This window comes from Herbaspirillum sp. Her2 (assembly GCF_057961375.1).
This window is the reverse complement of record NZ_CM176331.1, coordinates 1,077,349-1,095,322: the sequence shown is the minus strand read 5'-3', so window position 1 is coordinate 1,095,322 and position 17,974 is coordinate 1,077,349. Positions and strand designations below refer to the sequence as shown.

Below are 17,974 nucleotides of genomic sequence, written 5' to 3'. Positions count from 1 at the left end.
ACGTGGACCGCGGATTTCGAGAAGCTCGCCAGCAGGAGCAGGCGCGCAGCGGGGCTCAGGCGGGGATATCGGGGACCAGCTGCATCTTCAGCAGCGCAATGTGGTCCTTCAGTTGCAGCTTGCGCTTCTTGAGGCGGCGCAGTTGCAGGTCCTCCGAACGGGCATCGCGGATGAGCATGTCGATCACGCTATCGAGATCACGGTGCTCGACTTCGAGTTCGATGATGCGGCGCTGGATGTCTTCGCGATGCGTACTGGTCATGATGGCGGCTGGTTGCTGATGTGCTTGCTAGTGTAATGCACCCGCAGGCCCACGCCAAATCGGCATGGGCCTGCGGACGGAGGGGCCAGCGTCAGAACGCCTTACTTGGCGGCGGGCTGCTGCGATTGCTGCTGTTGCTGGTCCTGCTGTTGCTTCTGCTTGCGCTCTGCACGTTCGCGCTCGTTTTCGGCCTTCTTGCGCTCCACTTCCAGGCGATGCTCCTCGGCTTCCTGGATGCGGCGCTGACGTTCGGCGGCGTTGGCGGCGCGCGACGGTGCGCGCGCGGCTTCCTCAGCCTGCTGGCGCTGGACTTCCGCCTCGTGCTGACGCACACGGTAATCGGCCGGCACGTTCTTGTTCTGGTCGATACGTTGCTGGACTTCGCTGTTCTTGGTGCGGCTTTCCTGGACCTTGCGGGCGGAATCGGCTTCTTTCTGCTTCTGGTCGGCCAGGCGGCGGGCGGAATCTTCCTCGTCCTTGGCGCGCTGCTCGGCCAGTGAACGATCACGGTCGTCCACGGTGGCCTGGCGCTGGAACACCTTGGCCTCGTACTCCACCGCCTTGATGCCCTTGTCGGTCAGACGCTTGCGGTCGCGCGCGGCTTCCAGGCAGTCCGAGACCAGGAATTTGGGATAGCAGGCACGCTGATCAAGGATGTAGCGCAGTTCGGCCACCTGCCGGTCTTCGGCGGCTTCATCCAGCGCCTTTTGTGCCGCTTCGTCGGACTTGATGGAGCCGGCAGGATAACGCTGCGCAATCGGCGCACGCGCTTCCAGTTCGTCGAAGCGTTCACGGCTCATGACGGGCGCGGGGGCAACAGGAGCAGCCTGTGGTGTCGCACCGGCATCGGCCGGGCTGACTTGTCCCTGGGCTTGCGCCTGGATCCGTCCCGGCTGTGCGCCGGACGTGGCGCTGGCCGATGCCTGCCCTTGCGCCATGCTGGCACCGGCGGCCAAGGCCAGCATCAGGCCGCACAGGGAAGAAGTGACGCCTTTGGCATCGGCAAAAAGACCTTGCATGGATTTCTTGTTCATCAGGTGGTTGTTCAGGAGAGGCTGTCGGCAATCGAGCGGCGATCCGCATCCAGGTATTCCTTCGACTGCATCTCAATGATACGTGAAACAGTACGGTGGAATTCGTTGGAAAGGGTACCGACGGTGTAAAGCTCGTCCGGCTCCACCGCGGCGGACATGATGAGCTTGACCTTGTGGTCGTAGAAGACATCGATCAGCCAGGTGAAGCGGCGCGCTTCCGAAGACATGGCCGCGGACATCCGCGGAATGCCAGACAGGATCACGGTCTGGAACCGGCTGGCCAGTTCCAGGTAGTCATTCTGCGATCGCGGGCCTCCGCACAGCGTAGCGAAGTCGAACCAGATCGCACTGCCCGCACGGCGCAGGGCGCGGATCTCGCGAGCCTCAATGTGTACGCGTGGATCTTCATCAGCCGCCTCGGCCACGGAGGCGAAGGCGGTGCGCAATTCTTCATCGGTCTTGGCGTTGAGGGGCGTGTGGTACACCTTCACCTGCTCCAGCACCCGCTTGCGGTAGTCGATGCCGGCATCGATGTTCATGACGTCCAGCTTTTCCTTCAGCAGCGCAATGGTCGGCAGCATGCGGTCGCGGTGCAGGCCGTCCGGATAGAGCGTGCTGGGCTCATAGTTGGAGGTCATCACAAAGGACACGCCGTGATCGAACAGCCCCTTCAGGAGGTTGTAGAGGATCATCGCATCGGCGATGTCGGAGACGTGGAATTCGTCGAAACAGATCAGGCGGTACTTCTTGGCGATGCGCTTGGCGACTTCATCGAGGGGGTCGGAAATTCCCTTCAGTTCATCAAGCTGGCGATGCACATCGCGCATGAATTCGTGGAAGTGCAGGCGCGTCTTGCGCACCACCGGCACCACGGAATAGAAGCTGTCCATCAGGAACGACTTGCCGCGCCCTACCCCGCCCCACATGTAGACGCCGCGCGGCACGGCCGGGCGGCTGATCAGGCGCTTGAAGGCGGAGGCACGCTGGGCTTTGTAAGCGACCCATTCCTCATAGGCGCGCTGCAGGCGCTCGATGGCACGCAGCTGCGCTTCATCAGGTTGATAACCGCGCTGGGACAGCGACTGTTCGTAGAATTGACGGACATCCATGGTGTGGTCTTGTAAAACGACAATGGGCGAGCCAGGCTCGCCCATTGGGTTGGCATCTCAATGCGCACTATGCGGGCAACTCGGACGCTGCCAGCCCCAAGGGCTGGCCAGGCGTCGGCGACCCGTATTGTCGCACTGATCGCGCATCAGAAGTTCAATGCGCGCTTGTCCACGGCCAGAGCCGCTTCCTTGGTCGCTTCGGACAGCGAGGGGTGAGCGTGGCAGATACGGGCGATGTCTTCCGACGACGCACGGAATTCCATCGCCACCACGGCTTCGGAGATCAGCTCGGAAGCCATCGGGCCGACGATATGCACGCCCAGGATCTCATCGGTCTTGGCATCGGCCAGGAACTTCACCATGCCCGAGGTATCGCCCAGCGCACGGGCGCGGCCGTTGGCCAGGAACGGGAAGGTACCGGCCTTGTACTGCACGCCTTCGGCCTTGAGCTGCTGCTCGGTCTTGCCGACCCAGGCGATTTCCGGCGAGGTGTAGATGACCCAGGGAATGGTGTTGAAGTTGACGTGACCGTGTTGGCCAGCGATACGCTCGGCCACGGCAACGCCTTCTTCTTCGGCCTTGTGCGCCAGCATCGGGCCGCGCACCACGTCACCCACCGCCCACACGTTGGGCAGGTTGGTCTTGCAGTCGCCATCCACGGCGATGAAGCCGCGCTCGTCCAGCTTCAGGCCCACGCCTTCGGCGTTCAGGCCGATGGTGTTGGGGGTGCGGCCAATCGAGATGATCAGCTTGTCGAATTCGCCGGTGTGGGCTTCGCCCTTGGCATCGGTGTATTCCACGGAGACGCTGTTCTTGCCAGCCTTGATGGTACCGATCTTCACACCCAGGTTCACCGCCAGGCCTTGCTTGGTCAGCAGCTTGTGGGCTTCCTTGGCGATTTGTTCATCGACGGCACCCAAGAAGGTCGGCAGGGCTTCCAGCACGGTCACTTCCGCGCCCAGGCGACGCCAGACCGAACCCATTTCCAGGCCGATCACGCCGGCACCGATCACGCCCAGCTTCTTCGGCACTTCGGAAATGGCCAGTGCGCCGGTGTTGGAGAGGATCAGCTTTTCATCGAACTCGGCACCCGGCAATGCGCGGGCGTTCGAACCGGTCGCCACGATGACGTGCTTGGCGGTGATGGTTTCTTCGGCAGCGCCGACGACCTTGATCTCGTAACCATTGGCATCGCCCTTGACGAAGGAGCCACGGCCGTGGAAGAAGGTGACCTTGTTCTTCTTGAACAGGTACAGGATGCCGTCGTTGTTCTGCTTGACCACGGTATTCTTGCGGCCCAGCATCTTTTCCAGGTTCAGGCCCAGGCCCTTGACTTCGATGCCGTGCTCGGCGAAGCCGTGGCTGGCGTGTTCGTAGTGTTCGGACGATTGCAGCAGCGCCTTGGAGGGGATGCAACCGACGTTGGTGCAGGTGCCGCCCGGTGCGGGGCCGCCCTTTTCGTTCTTCCATTCGTCGATGCAGGCGGTGTTGAAGCCCAGTTGCGCTGCGCGAATGGCGGCGATGTAACCGCCGGGGCCGCCACCGATGACGACTACGTCAAAATTCTTGCTCATGTGTGTATTCCTGATTCGTTGTGCGCATCCGCTTTGATCTCTTGGTCCAAAGCGGATGCAAAAAGGCGCTGAATGCCTGGGGGCCGTTCAGCGCCTCGCTCACGCCGTGATGGCCGGTTGCTTACAGATCCAGCAGCAGACGGGCCGGATCTTCCAGGGCTTCCTTGATCGCGACCAGCGACAGGACGGCTTCGCGGCCGTCGATGATGCGGTGGTCATAGGACAGCGCGAAGTAGTTGATCGGACGGACCACGACCTGGCCGTTTTCAACCACTGCACGTTCCTTGGTGGCGTGGATGCCCAGGATCGCCGATTGCGGCGGGTTGATGATCGGGGTCGACAGCATGGAACCGAAGGTACCGCCGTTTGAGACGGTGAAGGTACCGCCCGACAGTTCTTCGATGGACAGCTTGCCGTCCTTGGCCTTCTGGCCGAATTCACCGATCTTCTTCTCGATGTCAGCGATGGACATCTGGTCCGCATCACGCAGGATGGGCACCACCAGGCCACGCGGCGAACCGACGGCCACGCCGATGTCGAAGTAGCCGTGGTAGACGATGTCATTGCCATCGACCGAAGCGTTGACGATCGGGTACTTCTTCAGGGCGTGCACGACTGCCTTGACGAAGAAGGACATGAAGCCCAGCTTGACGCCGTGTTCCTTCTCGAACTTGTCCTTGTACTTGTTGCGCAGGTCGATGACCGGCTGCATGTTGATTTCGTTGAAGGTGGTCAGGATGGCGTTGGTCGATTGCGATTGCACCAGACGCTCGGCCACGCGGGCACGCAGGCGGCTCATCGGCACGCGCTGTTCCGGACGGCTTTCCAGGCCAGCCTTGACCGGGGCAGCAACTTGCGCCAGGGCCGGCTTGGCAGCGGCAGCAGGTGCAGCGGCGGGAGCCGACAGGGCACCCAGCACATCACCCTTGGTCACGCGGCCATCCTTGCCGGTGCCGGTGACTTGCGAGGTCGACAGGTTGTTGTCGGCCAGCAGCTTGGCAGCGGCAGGCATGGCGACGTCGCCCTTGGAGGCCAGCTCGGGAGCGGCAACCGGGGTCGGTTCGTTGGTCGATTGCGGTGCCGGGGCAGCCTTGACTTCGGTCGGGGCCACTTGCGCGGAAGCGTCGGTGTCCAGGATGGCGATCACTTCACCAGCCACGACGGTGGCGCCGTCAGCTTTGATGATCTGGGTGATCACGCCGGCGTCCGGCGAGGGCAGTTCCAGCACGACCTTGTCGGTCTCGATGTCGATCAGGTTTTCGTCACGGGCCACCGGTTCGCCAACCTTCTTGTGCCATTGCAGCAGGGTTGCTTCGGCAACGGATTCCGACAACTGCGGGACTTTTACTTCGATTTGAGCCATTTTCAGGATTCTCCGATTTTCGGGTGATTTCGTTCTTATGGAAACAGGGACGCACTGCCCTCGCAGCGCGTCCCGTTTGCATCGATGATTACTTGGTCAGCACAAAGCCCTTGAGCTTGGCGAAGGCGGTTTCGATCAGCGCCTTTTGCTGTGCGTAGTGCTTGTCGTAGTAACCGACGGCCGGCGAGGCGCTGGCCGGGCGGCCTGCATAGGCCAGCTTCTGACCTTCGGAGAGATTCTCGAAGATGTTGTGCTGGATCTGCAGCCATGCGCCCTGATTCTGCGGCTCGTCCTGTGCCCACACCAGTTCGTTGAAGTTGGGGAACTGCTTCAACGCGGCCGCGAAGGCCTTGTGCGGGAACGGATACAGCTGCTCGACGCGGATGATGGCGGTATCGGTCTGGCCACGTTCCTTGCGGGCATTGACCAGGTCGTAGTACACCTTGCCCGAGCAGGCGACGATGCGCTTGACCTTCTTGGCGTCGATGGTTTCATCGACTTCCGGAATCACGGTCTGGAACGAACCCTTGGCCAGGTCGGACAGCGGCGAACCGGCGTCCTTGTTACGCAGCAGCGACTTCGGGGTCATGATGATCAGCGGCTTGCGGAACAGGCGGATCATCTGGCGACGCAGCAGGTGGAAGATCTGCGCAGCGGTAGTGGGCTGCACGACCTGCATGTTGTTGTCGGCGCACAGCTGGAGGTAACGCTCGATACGTGCCGAGGAGTGTTCCGGACCCTGGCCTTCGTAGCCGTGGGGCAGCATCTGCACCAGGCCCGAAGCACGGCCCCACTTCACTTCGCCGGAGCTGATGAACTGGTCCATGACGACCTGGGCACCGTTGGCGAAGTCGCCGAACTGGGCTTCCCAGATGGTCAGGGTGTTCGGTTCCGCGGTCGAGTAGCCGTATTCGAAGGCCAGCACGGCTTCTTCGGACAGCACCGAGTCGATCACGGTGAAGGTGGACTGGTTTTCAGCCACGTTCTGCAGCGGGATGAAGGTACCGGCATCCCAACGTTCGCGGTTCTGGTCGTGCAGCACGGCGTGACGGTGGGTGAAGGTGCCACGGCCGGCATCCTGGCCGGTCAGGCGCACGGCATAGCCGGAAGAAACCAGGCTGGCGTAGGCCAGGTGTTCACCCATGCCCCAGTCCAGGTTCATTTCGCCGCGGCCCATGGCGGCGCGGTCGTTCAAGACCTTCTCGACCAGCGAGTGCACCTTGAAGCCTTCCGGCACCGAGGTGATCTTGGTGGCCAGGCGCTTCAGCTCAGCCAGCGGCACGGCGGTTTCGGCCGCATCGGTCCACTTGCGATTCAGGAACGGCAGCCAGTCGACGGCGTACTTGCTCTTGAAGTTGGTCAGTACCGGATCAATGGCGTGCTTGCCGGCATCCATCGCAGCGCGGTAAGCCTTGACCAGCTCTTCGCCGCCATCGGCGGGGATGGTCTGCTGGGTCACCAGCTTGTCGGCGTACAGCTTGCGGGTACCAGGGTGCTGGGCGATCTTCTTGTACATCAGCGGCTGGGTCAGAGCAGGGGTATCTTGCTCGTTGTGGCCCAGCTTGCGGAAGCAGATGATGTCGACCACGATGTCCTTCTTGAACTTCATGCGGTAGTCGACAGCGATCTGGGTGGCGAACACGACGGCTTCCGGATCATCACCGTTGACGTGCAGCACCGGGGCTTCGATCATCTTGACCACGTCCGAGCAGTACAGGGTCGAACGGGAGTCGCGCGGATCGGAAGTGGTGAAACCGATCTGGTTGTTGATGACGATGTGAACGGTACCGCCGGTGCCGTAGCCACGGGTCTGTGCCAGGTTCAGGGTTTCCATCACCACGCCTTGGCCGGCGAAGGCGGCATCGCCGTGCACCAGGATCGGCAGCACTTGCGAACCATCCTTGTCGCCGCGGCGATCCATACGCGCCTTGACCGAACCCTCGACCACCGGGTTGACGATTTCCAGGTGGGACGGGTTGAAGGCCAGCGACAGGTGGACCGGGCCGCCAGGGGTCGACACGTCCGAGGAGAAGCCTTGGTGGTACTTGACGTCACCGGCCGGCAGGTCGTCAGCGTGACGGCCTTCGAATTCGGAGAACAGTTCCTGCGGAGTCTTGCCCAGGATGTTGACCAGCACGTTCAGACGGCCACGGTGGGCCATGCCGATCACGATTTCCTGCACACCCTTTTCACCGGCGCGCTGGATGGTTTCATCCAGGGACGCGATGAAGGACTCGCCGCCTTCCAGCGAGAAGCGCTTCTGGCCGACGTACTTGGTGTGGAGGTAGCGCTCCAGGCCTTCAGCAGCGGTCAGGCGCTCCAGGATGTGCTTCTTCTTCTCGGAGGAGAAGCTGGGCACGGCACGGGTCGGCTCCAGACGCTCTTCCAGCCAGCGCACTTCCGACATGTCGGAAATGTAGGTGAACTCGGCACCGATGGAGCGCGTGTAGGTGTCGCGCAGCATCTGCAGCAGGTCGCGCAGGGAAGCGGTTTCCGGGCCGAAGTAGGTGTTGTTGATGTTGAACACGATGTCCATGTCGGCATCGGTGAAGCCGTAGAAGGAGGGATCGAGTTCGGGGATGTTGGGGCGTTCCTGGCGTTGCAGCGGGTCCAGGTTGGCGAAACGGGAACCGAGGTCACGGTAGCCGGCGATCAGCTGGGTGACAGCGACGCGCTTGCGGCCCATGTCGGAGTCGGCAGAAGCGATGACGGTGCGGATCGGGCCTTGCTTGGCACGTTCGGCGAAGGAAGCGATCACCGGAGCGTGGGCCACATCGGGACGGGTGGAGCCGTCGGTGGCGGGAACGTGTTGCACGGCGTCGAAGTAAGCACGCCAGTTGTCAGGGACGGAGCCGGGATTGTTCAGGTAGGCTTCGTACAGTTCTTCGATGTACGGAGCATTCCCACCGAACAGGTAGGAGTTGATGTTGTATTGCTCGTAGAGCTTTGTCATTTGCTCACCTTTCTTCGCGCTTCGCGAGATTAGCGGGTTTCTACACCTTCCGCGACACGGCCTGACCGGTTAGCGGATTGCATCAAGTTGTGGGGGAAGGACCTTGTCTACCTGAACTTCTGTACGTCATCCAGTCAGCGCATCGGAATTATATCTCCTAATATCAAATAAAAAAGCGAATCCTAAGGGATTCGCTTTTTTATTTGAAACATGAAGCAACGGGCGTTTCCGCCTGCCAACGCCCGCCCGCAAAGCCTTGCTGCGCGGGCCTCGCTGCCCCCCTCCACACACTCCCGGGAGACGGGAAACGCGGCGTTGCGATGCCTTAGTTGTCCGCCCGACAAGGCAGACGGACAACATCCGCCAATCAGCGCTTGTCGATCGGGGTCACGTCGCGACGCGGCGAGCCCACGAACAGCTGACGCGGACGGCCGATCTTCTGTTCCGGATCCGAGATCATTTCGTTCCACTGGGCGATCCAGCCGATGGTACGGGCCATGGCGAAGATGCAGGTGAACATCGAAGTCGGGATACCCAGGGCGCGCTGCACGATGCCGGAGTAGAAGTCGACGTTCGGGTACAGCTTGCGGGAGACGAAGTAGTCATCTTCCAGCGCGATCTTTTCCAGCTCCATGGCCAGCTTGAACAGCGGGTCGTCGTGCAGGCCCAGTTCGTTCAGGACTTCGTAGCAGGTTTCGCGCATCAGCTTGGCACGCGGGTCGTAGTTCTTGTAGACGCGGTGACCGAAGCCCATCAGCTTCACGCCGGAGTTCTTGTCCTTCACTTGCTTGATGAACTCGGGGATGTTTTCGACGGAGCCGATCTGTTCCAGCATGTTCAGGGCGGCTTCGTTGGCACCACCGTGGGCAGGACCCCACAGGCAGGCGATGCCGGCAGCGATACATGCGAACGGGTTGGCACCGGAGGAGCCGGCCAGGCGCACGGTCGAGGTCGAAGCGTTCTGTTCGTGGTCGGCGTGCAGGATCAGGATGCGGTCCAGTGCGCGCACCAGGACTTCGTTGACCTGATACTCTTCGCACGGGTTGGCGAACATCATGCGCATGAAGTTGGCCGTGTAGGACAGGTCATTGCGCGGGTACACGAAGGGCTGGCCGATGCTGTACTTGTAGGCCATCGCCACCAGGGTCGGCAGCTTGGCGATCATGCGGATCGCCGAGACTTCGCGGTGGTTGGCGTTGGAGATGTCCAGCGAATCGTGGTAGAAGGCCGACAGTGCGCCCACCGAGCCGGTCAGCACCGCCATCGGGTGCGCATCGCGGCGGAAGCCACGGAAGAAGAAGTTCATCTGCTCGTGCACCATGGTGTGCTGGGTCACGGTCTTGACGAATTCTTCCTTCTGGGTGGCGTTGGGCAGTTCACCGTGCAGCAGCAGGTAGCAGGATTCCAGGAAGTCGCAGTTCACCGCCAGCTGTTCGATCGGGTAGCCGCGGTACAGCAGTTCGCCCTTGTCGCCATCGATGTAGGTGATGGACGAGTTGCAGGAAGCGGTGGACATGAAGCCCGGGTCATAGGTGAACTTGCCGGTAGCGCCGTAGAGCTTGCGGATATCGATCACATCAGGGCCGATGCTGCCCTTGTAGATAGGAAAATCTACGGACGGAGAGCCGTCGGAGAACGACAGGGTAGCTTTGATATCGGTATTGGACATAGCTTTTCCTTTTGCTGGGATGGTGAAACCGTTAATCAAACGCCGCGACCGCAAGCCGGGCGTCATCGTGGTTCAGATGCGCCGGGTGGCGAGTGTGAACAGGCCGCGATCGGGCAAAATCGGTCTGGCTTGTGGCCAGGCGCAATATTCGTGCAACAGTCAGGCAATACGCAGTTTCTTCAGCAACGCATGCACTTGGGGCAGGTCAACTGCCGCTTCCGGCTCCTTGCGGGCCAGCAGCAAGTCCATCAGGTCGTTGTCGGTCAGGTCCATCAGGCGCGAGAAGGCATCCACCTCGTCGTCGCTCATCTGCGCCTCGTTGGCGTCCAGATAGCGGGTGAGGATCAGATCGTTCTCCAGCAGCCCGCGGCGCGCACGCCAGCGCAGGCGCGCCCGCTTGGCCGGATCATCCTGGTGACGCTGTTCAGTCATGAACTCGCTCATTTCTAGTCTTTCCATTCACTTCAACCGGACCAAAACCGAAGGAACCGGTCGGGGAAGCCGCTTCCAGCCCTGCTCCCCCTTGCTGCCGCCCGCCATGGACGGCGGGTCTGGCAGGCAACACGCCGATCCGGCTTACACCGAACGGCGCACCATCAGTTCCTTGATCTTGCCGATGGCCTTGTTGGGGTTCAGACCCTTGGGGCAGACATCGACGCAGTTCATGATGGAACGGCAACGGAACAGGCGATACGGGTCTTCCAGGTTGTCCAGGCGCGCACCGGTGGCTTCGTCGCGGCTGTCGGCGATGAAGCGGTAGGCTTGCAGCAGGCCGGCCGGGCCGACGAACTTGTCCGGGTTCCACCAGAACGACGGGCAGGAGGTCGAGCAGCAGGCGCACAGGATGCACTCGTAGACGCCATCGAGCTCTTCACGCTGTTCGGGCGACTGCAGGCGCTCCTTCTCGGGCGGGATGCTGTCGTTGATCAGGTAGGGCTTGATCGAGTCGTATTGCTTGAAGAAGTTCGTCATGTCCACGATCAGGTCGCGGATCACCGGCAGGCCGGGCAACGGCTTCAGAACGATGGGTTCGGTCAGTTCGTTCAGGTTGGTGATGCAGGCCAAGCCATTCTTGCCATTGATGTTCATGGCGTCGGAACCGCACACGCCTTCGCGGCAGGAGCGGCGCAGCGCCAGGGAATCGTCAACGTCGGACTTGATGCGCTGCAGGGCATCGAGCAGCATCTTGTCGGTGGGCTTCAGCTCCACCGTCAGGTCTTGCATGTACGGCTTGTCGTCCTTGTCCGGATCGTAACGGTAGATCTTGAATTTCAGGGTGCGAGTCATGTTGCGACCTCTTAGAAAGTACGTGCTTTAGGTTTGAAAGTCTCGACGGTCAGCGGCTGCATGTTGACCGGCTTGTAGTCGAGACGATTCCCCTCGGAGAACCACAGCGTATGCTTGAGCCAGTTCACGTCGTCGCGCTGCTCGTGGTCGCTTTGCGCGTGGGCGCCGCGCGATTCCTTGCGGGCTTCGGCCGAGGTGATGGTGGCCTTGGCGGTTTCGATCAGGTTGTCCAGTTCCAGCGCTTCCACGCGGGCGGTGTTGAAGACCTTGGACTTGTCCTTGAAGGAGACGTGCTTGCGACGCTCATCCAGTTCCATGATCTTTTGAACGCCTTCCTTCAACAGGGCATCGGTACGGAACACGCCGCAGTACTTCTGCATGGTGGCACGGATGTCGTTGGCCACGTCCTGCACGCGCTCGGAACCGGTGCTGCTTTCCAGGTGCGCGATGCGTTCCAGCGAGCGGTCCAGGGCACCGGCCGGGATCGGCTTGTGGCTCTGGTCCTGCAGGCGGCTGCCGACGATGTGGTTGCCAGCTGCGCGGCCGAAGACCACCAGGTCCAGCAGCGAGTTGGTACCCAGGCGGTTGGCGCCGTGCACCGAGACGCAGGCGCATTCGCCGATGGCGTACATGCCCTGCACCACTTCCTTCATCGAACCGCCCTTGGGCGCGACCACCTGACCGTGGATGTTGGTGGGGATGCCACCCATCTGGTAGTGGATGGTCGGCACGACAGGGATAGGCTCCTTGGTCGCATCGACGTTGGCGAACTTGTGGGCGATTTCCAGGATCGAGGGCAGGCGCTTCTTGATGGTGTCGGCACCGATGTGGCGCAGATCCAGCAGCACGTGATCCTTGTGGGGACCAACGCCGCGGCCTTCCTTGATTTCCTGGTCCATCGAACGCGAGACGAAGTCACGCGGTGCCAGGTCCTTCAGGGTCGGCGCATAGCGCTCCATGAAGCGTTCACCGTTGCTGTTGATCAGGATGCCGCCTTCACCGCGCACGCCTTCGGTAATCAGCACGCCCGCACCGGCCACGCCGGTCGGGTGGAACTGCCAGAACTCCATGTCCTGCAGCGGCAGGCCGGCACGTGCGGCCATGCCCATGCCGTCACCGGTGTTGATGAAGGCATTGGTCGATGCCGCCCAGATACGGCCTGCACCGCCGGTGGCGAACAGGGTGGTCTTGGCGTGCAGCATCATGATTTCGCCGGTTTCCATTTCCAGCGCCACCACGCCGAGGACATCGCCCTCTTCGTTGCGGATCACGTCCAGTGCCATCCACTCCACGAAGAAGTGGGTCTTGGCGCGCACGTTGCGCTGGTACAGGGTGTGCAGCAGCGCGTGACCGGTACGGTCAGCGGCCGCACAGGCACGCTGCACCGGCTTTTCGCCCAGGTTGGCGGTGTGGCCGCCGAAGGGACGCTGGTAGATGGTGCCGTCCGGGTTGCGGTCGAAGGGCATGCCGAAGTGTTCCAGCTCGTAGACGGCCTTCGGTGCTTCGCGGCACATGAACTCGATGGCATCCTGGTCGCCCAGGTAGTCCGAACCCTTGACGGTATCGAACATGTGCCAGTACCAGTTGTCTTCGGACATGTTGCCCAGCGAAGCGCCGATGCCGCCTTGGGCAGCCACGGTGTGCGAGCGAGTCGGGAAGACCTTGGACAGGACAGCGACGTTCAGGCCGGCTTCGGCCAGTTGCAGCGAGGCGCGCATGCCGGAGCCACCGGCGCCGACGATGACCGCGTCAAAGCGGCGGGTAGTGATGGCGGATTTGATAGCAGCCACGATTAGTTTCTCCAGAGAATCTGCGCAGCGTAGCCAGCGCAACCGATCAGCCACACGATAGTGGCAACTTGCAGGACCAGACGGGTGCCAACCGGCTTGACGTAGTCCATCAGCGCGTCACGCACGCCAATCCAGGCGTGGAAGAACAGCGCCATGAACACGGCAAAGGTGGCCACCTTGAACCATTGATGCGAGAACAGCGCCGCCCAGCCCTGGTAGCTGAAGTTGGTCGAGGTGAAGAAGCACACCAGCAGGATGACGGTGTAGACGGCCATCACGACGGCGGTCGCGCGTTGCGCCAGCCAGTCACGCAGGCCATAGTGGGCGCCAACGACCAGGCGCTTGGGTCCGATGTTGTTATCAGCCATTTTCAGAACACTCCGAACAGTTTCAATGCGACCAGGATCATCAGCGCGATGCTGACCACCAGGACAGTTGCCGAGGACTTGCGTGCGCTGTCCTTGTCCAGGCCAACGTGGTTGTCCATGATCAGGTGGCGGATGCCGGCGCAGAAGTGATGCAGGTAGGCCCAGGAAAGTGCCAGGATGACGAGCTTGACGAACCAGCCCGAGACGAAGCCCTTGAGATAGGCGAAAGTACCTTCCGAGAGCAGGCTGCTGTCCAGCAGGAACAGGATGAAAGGCAGCATCAGGAACAGGAACAGACCGCTGATGCGGTGCATGATCGAGACGATGGCTGCCAGAGGCATGCGATAGCCGGCAATTTGGGTTAGGTGTATGTTACGAAATTGCGGCCGTTGTGGTTTAGCGGCTTCAGACATACAAGGTTCTCCTCAGTTTAAAACAATCATGCAATTTTCGCCGATTTTCGAAATCACCATCAACTTTTATTGCGCTTCGCAGCATGCCGAAAAGGCTTGACACCAGCCCTTCTGCGCTGGGCAGGCAGGACCCGCCAGCACCCGATCATGACCGGTTTCGGTTTGCTCAGCTCAACTCGCTTTGGTAATGATGATTCGTCGTCAGGTACAGACCGCGCCGCATTTCCACCGGCTTGTCGCCATAGGTAAATGAAGCCCGCTCCACACTCAGCAACGGCGTTTGGGGCGTTACGCCCAGAAACTCTGCGGCATCCGGATCCGCCCCGACGGCACGGATGCGTTCTTCGGCACGGATCATGCGCGTGCCGAACTCGGACTCGAACAGGCCATACAAGGGCCCGCGGTATTCCATGAGGCGCTCGGCCGTCAACCCCTTGAAAATGGCACCAGGCAGCCAGATGTCTTCGAGGATGATGGGAGTGCCGTTGAAGGACTTGACACGGCGAATGAAAATGACGGAGTCACCCGACTTCATGTCGAGCTGACGGGCCACTTCGGCCGAGGCGCGAACGCGCTTGACTTCGATGATCTTGTTTTCGGGACGCTGTGGCTCGTCGCTGTCGGCCATCAGCCGCAGGAAGCGGAACTGCGCCTGGGTCTCGTGGTGGGTGGCAACGAAGGTTCCCTTGCCCTGGCGGCGCACCACCAGGTTTTCGGCTGCCAGTTCGTCGATGGCCTTGCGCACCGTGCCCTGGCTGACCTTGAAACGACTGCCCAGTTCGACTTCACTGGGAATGAGCTCACCGGGTTTCCACTCACCGGCTTCGAGGCGCTGCATGATGAGCGCCTTGATCTGCTGGTACAACGGACTGAAGGTGGGCGCCGGACTGGCAACACCCGCCCCCGCGGCGTGCGCGTCGACGTTGTTTGAATTGGGCAGGATCGAGCTCATAACCTCGAATTTCACCACAAAACTCCTTCCGGCGTCCAGCAAAAACTAGGCAATAATATGTCTTATATAAGACATAAGATATTGATTGACAGCAGTCTTTCGCAAGCCTACACTCGCGAGCAACCTGAAGAGCCGCAAGGCAGGCAGGAAGCGATGTACCGGCCAGTAGACGATAACGAGAATCGCTCTCATCAAGATCATTCCGATGCGGTGGTTTTCTGCAGGCAGAACACAAGTTTGACAGGTTTTTGATTTGTCGGCAGAGCCCGGTCCGAAACCAACTGACTCGCTGCGTTTTCGACGGTATCATGGCGGCCTAACAAGAATTCGAGGAAGTCGCGCATTTTCATGCGCAAACCAGAAGCCACCGCTACACGGCCCTGCCGCGCCTTGCGCGACGCGACCGCAAGCTGCGCTTCGCTGCAGTCTGAATGCTTTTTTTCATCACCTCTTTTGGAGATTCAACATGGCTAAAGCCCCCATGCGTGTTGCCGTCACCGGCGCCGCCGGTCAGATCGGTTACTCCCTGCTGTTCCGCATCGCCAACGGCGACCTGCTGGGCAAAGACCAGCCGGTCATCCTGCAACTGCTGGAAATCCCTGATGAGAAGGCTCAGAAGGCGCTCAAGGGCGTCATCATGGAAATCGACGACTGCGCCTTCCCCCTGCTGGCTGGCGTGACCGCCCACAGCGATCCGATGACCGCCTTCAAGGATGCCGACATCGCCCTGCTGGTGGGTGCCCGTCCCCGTGGCCCCGGCATGGAGCGCAAGGACCTGCTGGAAGCCAATGCCCAGATCTTCACCGTGCAAGGCAAGGCACTGGACGCCGTGGCTTCGCGCAACGTCAAGGTGCTGGTGGTCGGCAACCCGGCCAACACCAACGCCTACATCGCCATGAAGTCGGCCCCGAACCTGCCGGCCAAGAACTTCACCGCCATGCTGCGCCTGGACCACAACCGCGCCCTGTCGCAAGTGGCTGCCAAGATCGGCAAGCCGGTCTCGGCCATCGAAAAGCTGTGCGTGTGGGGCAACCACTCGCCGACCATGTACGCCGACTACCGCTTCGCGACCGCCGATGGCGCTTCCGTCAAGGACACCATCAACGACCAGGAATGGAACAAGAACGTGTTCCTGCCCACCGTCGGCAAGCGCGGCGCCGCCATCATCGAGGCTCGTGGCCTGTCCTCGGCCGCTTCGGCTGCCAACGCCGCCATCGACCACGTGCGTGACTGGGTGCTGGGCACCAACGGCAAGTGGACCACCATGGGTATCCCCTCCGACGGTTCCTACGGTATCCCCGAAGGCACCATGTTCGGCTTCCCGGTGACCACCGAAAACGGCGAGTACAAGATCGTCCAGGGCCTGGAGATCGATGAGTTCTCGCAAGAGCGCATCAACATCACGCTCAAGGAACTGCTGGAAGAACGCGAAGGCGTCAAGCATCTGGTCGGCTAATTGACCACGGCGCGGCGGCCCTTGCCGGCTGCCGCGCCGATCGTTTTGCAGCATCGCCGTATTGCGGTACGTGACATCACCCTTTCCGACAACCTTACCCCGCTCTCAATCGCAGCAATGCATCCTTCCCAGGTCTTGTTCCCAGGTGCCCAGCAACCGGTTTCGCTTCCGGTGTGCGATCACTACGCCGGCTCTGAAAAGCTGATGCGCAAGTCGATGGCCCTGCAGCAGGAGCTCGGTCCCTTGTTCGACATCACCTTCGACTGTGAAGATGGCGCTGCCGCCGGCAATGAAGCCGCGCATGCCGAACTGGTCGCCTCGCTCATCACCGGCCCCGGCAATGTCCACCGCCGCATCGGCGCGCGCCTGCATGACGTGGGCCATGCGCATTTCGAGCAGGACGTGGCCATCATCTGCGGCGCCGCTGCGCGCGAGCTGGCTTACGTGATGTTGCCCAAGCCTGAAGGCATCGAGGACGTGCTGCGTGCCCTGGAGAGCATCAACCGTGCCGCCAATGCGGCCGGCCGTGCGCAGTTGCCGGTGCAGGTCTTGATCGAGACCCATGCTGCCCTGGCTGATGCCGGCAAGATCGCCGCCCTGCCCCAGGTGCAGTCGCTGTCGTTCGGGGTGATGGATTTTGTGTCGGCCCATTATGGCGCCATTCCCGGCAGCGCGATGCGCTCGCCCGGACAGTTCGACCATCCGCTGGTGCGCCGCGCCAAGCTGGAGATTGCTGCCGCCTGCCATGCGCATGGCAAGGTGCCGTCGCACAACGTGACCACCGACATCAAGAATCCCGCCGCCGTGGCTGACGATGCGCGCCGCGCGGCACAGGAGTTTGGCTATACCCGGATGTGGAGCATCCATCCGGACCAGATTCGCCCGATCGTGCAGGCCATGTCCCCGGCCACGGAAGAAGCCGACCTGGCGGCACAGATCTTGCTCAAGGCGCAGGCGGTGCAGTGGGGCCCGATCCAGCATCAGGGCAACCTGCACGACCGCGCCAGTTATCGCTATTACTGGAGTATCCTGCAACGCGCGCACGCCACCGGCACCGCGCTGCCGCCGGAGACTGCACCCTGGTTCGCCCGCGGCGACTCCCCCTCAACCACGCAGTAAACTTGTTTCGACCGACGTCCATGAAAAAGCACCTGACTCTCATCGCCCTGCTGGGCGCCCTCTTCGCCACCGCCGGCATCACTGCGGCGCACGCTGAAACCGATACCAAACCGGCGGCCAAGAAAAAGGTCGTCAAGAAGGCGCCGGCCAAGAAGGCCGCGGCTGCAGCTGCAGCAGCCCCCGCCGCCAAGATGCCGTTCTCTTCCGACGCCGAAGATGACGACAGCGAACCCGAACTGGGCGGCACCCTGTCGGCCGACTTCCAGTGCGAAATGGGGCACAAGCTGACCATCTGGAAGAACGAAGCCGACGACAAGCACATCGCCATCCGCTGGGACAAGCGCATCCACCGCCTGACCCGCGTGGAAACCACCACCGGCGCCAACCGCTTCGAAAACCGCAAGATGGGCCTGGTCTGGATCGGTATCCCGGCCAAGGGCCTGCTGCTGGACTCCAAGAAGGGCCAGCAACTGGCCAATGAATGCAAGAACGCCGAGCAGATCAAGGCCGCCGAAGCAGCACCGGCAGCCACCGTCGCCGCGGCACCCCAGAAGAACTGAGCCGGCAGGCAACCGCCAGCTCATCGCGTATCAAGCAACACAGAATCACAGAATCAGGCAGCACC

Annotated in this window: 16 protein-coding genes; 3 read left to right on the top strand and 13 right to left on the bottom strand. The window is 61.6% G+C overall.

Annotated features, from left to right (window positions below):
* Window positions 1-55: 55 nt before the first annotated feature.
* The 13 genes from ACWHXP_RS05040 to ACWHXP_RS04980 all read right to left on the bottom strand — a co-directional run bounded on the left by ACWHXP_RS05040 (window position 56) and on the right by ACWHXP_RS04980 (window position 14,774).
* Window positions 56-262, bottom strand: a complete 207-nt coding sequence (locus tag ACWHXP_RS05040) for a YdcH family protein (protein ID WP_006463294.1) — start codon at window positions 260-262, stop codon at window positions 56-58.
* Between the two features lie 101 nt (window positions 263-363).
* Complete coding sequence (locus ACWHXP_RS05035) at window positions 364-1,296, bottom strand: hypothetical protein (protein WP_134222778.1); 933 nt, start codon at window positions 1,294-1,296, stop codon at window positions 364-366.
* 11 nt (window positions 1,297-1,307) lie between these two features.
* Window positions 1,308-2,405 carry a cell division protein ZapE gene (gene zapE / locus ACWHXP_RS05030; protein WP_034333984.1) on the bottom strand — a complete coding sequence of 366 codons (1,098 nt, stop codon included), beginning with the start codon at window positions 2,403-2,405 and terminating at the stop codon, window positions 1,308-1,310.
* A gap of 146 nt (window positions 2,406-2,551) precedes the next feature.
* Complete coding sequence (gene lpdA / locus ACWHXP_RS05025) at window positions 2,552-3,979, bottom strand: dihydrolipoyl dehydrogenase (RefSeq protein ID WP_489634357.1); 1,428 nt, start codon at window positions 3,977-3,979, stop codon at window positions 2,552-2,554.
* A gap of 121 nt (window positions 3,980-4,100) precedes the next feature.
* Complete coding sequence (gene odhB, locus ACWHXP_RS05020) at window positions 4,101-5,342, bottom strand: 2-oxoglutarate dehydrogenase complex dihydrolipoyllysine-residue succinyltransferase (RefSeq protein ID WP_088753356.1); 1,242 nt, start codon at window positions 5,340-5,342, stop codon at window positions 4,101-4,103.
* 88 nt (window positions 5,343-5,430) lie between these two features.
* Window positions 5,431-8,295: a 2-oxoglutarate dehydrogenase E1 component gene (locus tag ACWHXP_RS05015; protein ID WP_058896045.1), complete on the bottom strand. Its 2,865-nt coding sequence runs from the start codon at window positions 8,293-8,295 to the stop codon at window positions 5,431-5,433.
* 367 nt (window positions 8,296-8,662) lie between these two features.
* Window positions 8,663-9,964 carry a citrate synthase gene (gene gltA / locus ACWHXP_RS05010; protein ID WP_034333988.1) on the bottom strand — a complete coding sequence of 434 codons (1,302 nt, stop codon included), beginning with the start codon at window positions 9,962-9,964 and terminating at the stop codon, window positions 8,663-8,665.
* A 159-nt stretch (window positions 9,965-10,123) separates the two neighbouring features.
* On the bottom strand, window positions 10,124-10,408 hold the full coding sequence (locus ACWHXP_RS05005; RefSeq protein WP_489634358.1) for an FAD assembly factor SdhE: 285 nt from the start codon (window positions 10,406-10,408) through the stop codon (window positions 10,124-10,126).
* 132 nt (window positions 10,409-10,540) lie between these two features.
* The gene (locus ACWHXP_RS05000; protein ID WP_006463281.1) at window positions 10,541-11,251 is read right to left on the bottom strand and encodes a succinate dehydrogenase iron-sulfur subunit; all 711 of its coding nucleotides are present in this window, start codon (window positions 11,249-11,251) and stop codon (window positions 10,541-10,543) included.
* A gap of 11 nt (window positions 11,252-11,262) precedes the next feature.
* Window positions 11,263-13,041, bottom strand: coding sequence for a succinate dehydrogenase flavoprotein subunit (sdhA, locus tag ACWHXP_RS04995; protein ID WP_034333989.1), 1,779 nt, complete (start codon window positions 13,039-13,041; stop codon window positions 11,263-11,265).
* 2 nt (window positions 13,042-13,043) lie between these two features.
* Entirely contained in the window at window positions 13,044-13,409 is a 366-nt protein-coding gene (gene sdhD, locus ACWHXP_RS04990) for a succinate dehydrogenase, hydrophobic membrane anchor protein (RefSeq protein WP_088753354.1), read from the bottom strand.
* Window positions 13,410-13,411: 2 nt separating this feature from the next.
* Entirely contained in the window at window positions 13,412-13,822 is a 411-nt protein-coding gene (sdhC, locus tag ACWHXP_RS04985) for a succinate dehydrogenase, cytochrome b556 subunit (RefSeq protein ID WP_039785325.1), read from the bottom strand.
* Between the two features lie 166 nt (window positions 13,823-13,988).
* Window positions 13,989-14,774 (bottom strand): GntR family transcriptional regulator, encoded by a 786-nt coding sequence (locus ACWHXP_RS04980; protein WP_034333992.1) that lies wholly within the window; start codon window positions 14,772-14,774, stop codon window positions 13,989-13,991.
* 466 nt (window positions 14,775-15,240) lie between these two features.
* Here ACWHXP_RS04980 and ACWHXP_RS04975 point away from each other — a divergent pair, with 466 nt between their 5' ends.
* The 3 genes from ACWHXP_RS04975 (at window position 15,241) to ACWHXP_RS04965 (ending at window position 17,909) form a co-directional block, all read left to right on the top strand.
* Window positions 15,241-16,230 carry a malate dehydrogenase gene (locus tag ACWHXP_RS04975; RefSeq protein ID WP_034350453.1) on the top strand — a complete coding sequence of 330 codons (990 nt, stop codon included), beginning with the start codon at window positions 15,241-15,243 and terminating at the stop codon, window positions 16,228-16,230.
* Window positions 16,231-16,347: 117 nt separating this feature from the next.
* Entirely contained in the window at window positions 16,348-17,349 is a 1,002-nt protein-coding gene (locus ACWHXP_RS04970) for an HpcH/HpaI aldolase/citrate lyase family protein (RefSeq protein WP_489634359.1), read from the top strand.
* A gap of 20 nt (window positions 17,350-17,369) precedes the next feature.
* Window positions 17,370-17,909, top strand: a complete 540-nt coding sequence (locus tag ACWHXP_RS04965; protein ID WP_034333994.1) for a hypothetical protein — start codon at window positions 17,370-17,372, stop codon at window positions 17,907-17,909.
* The last annotated feature ends 65 nt before the right edge of the window (window positions 17,910-17,974 follow it).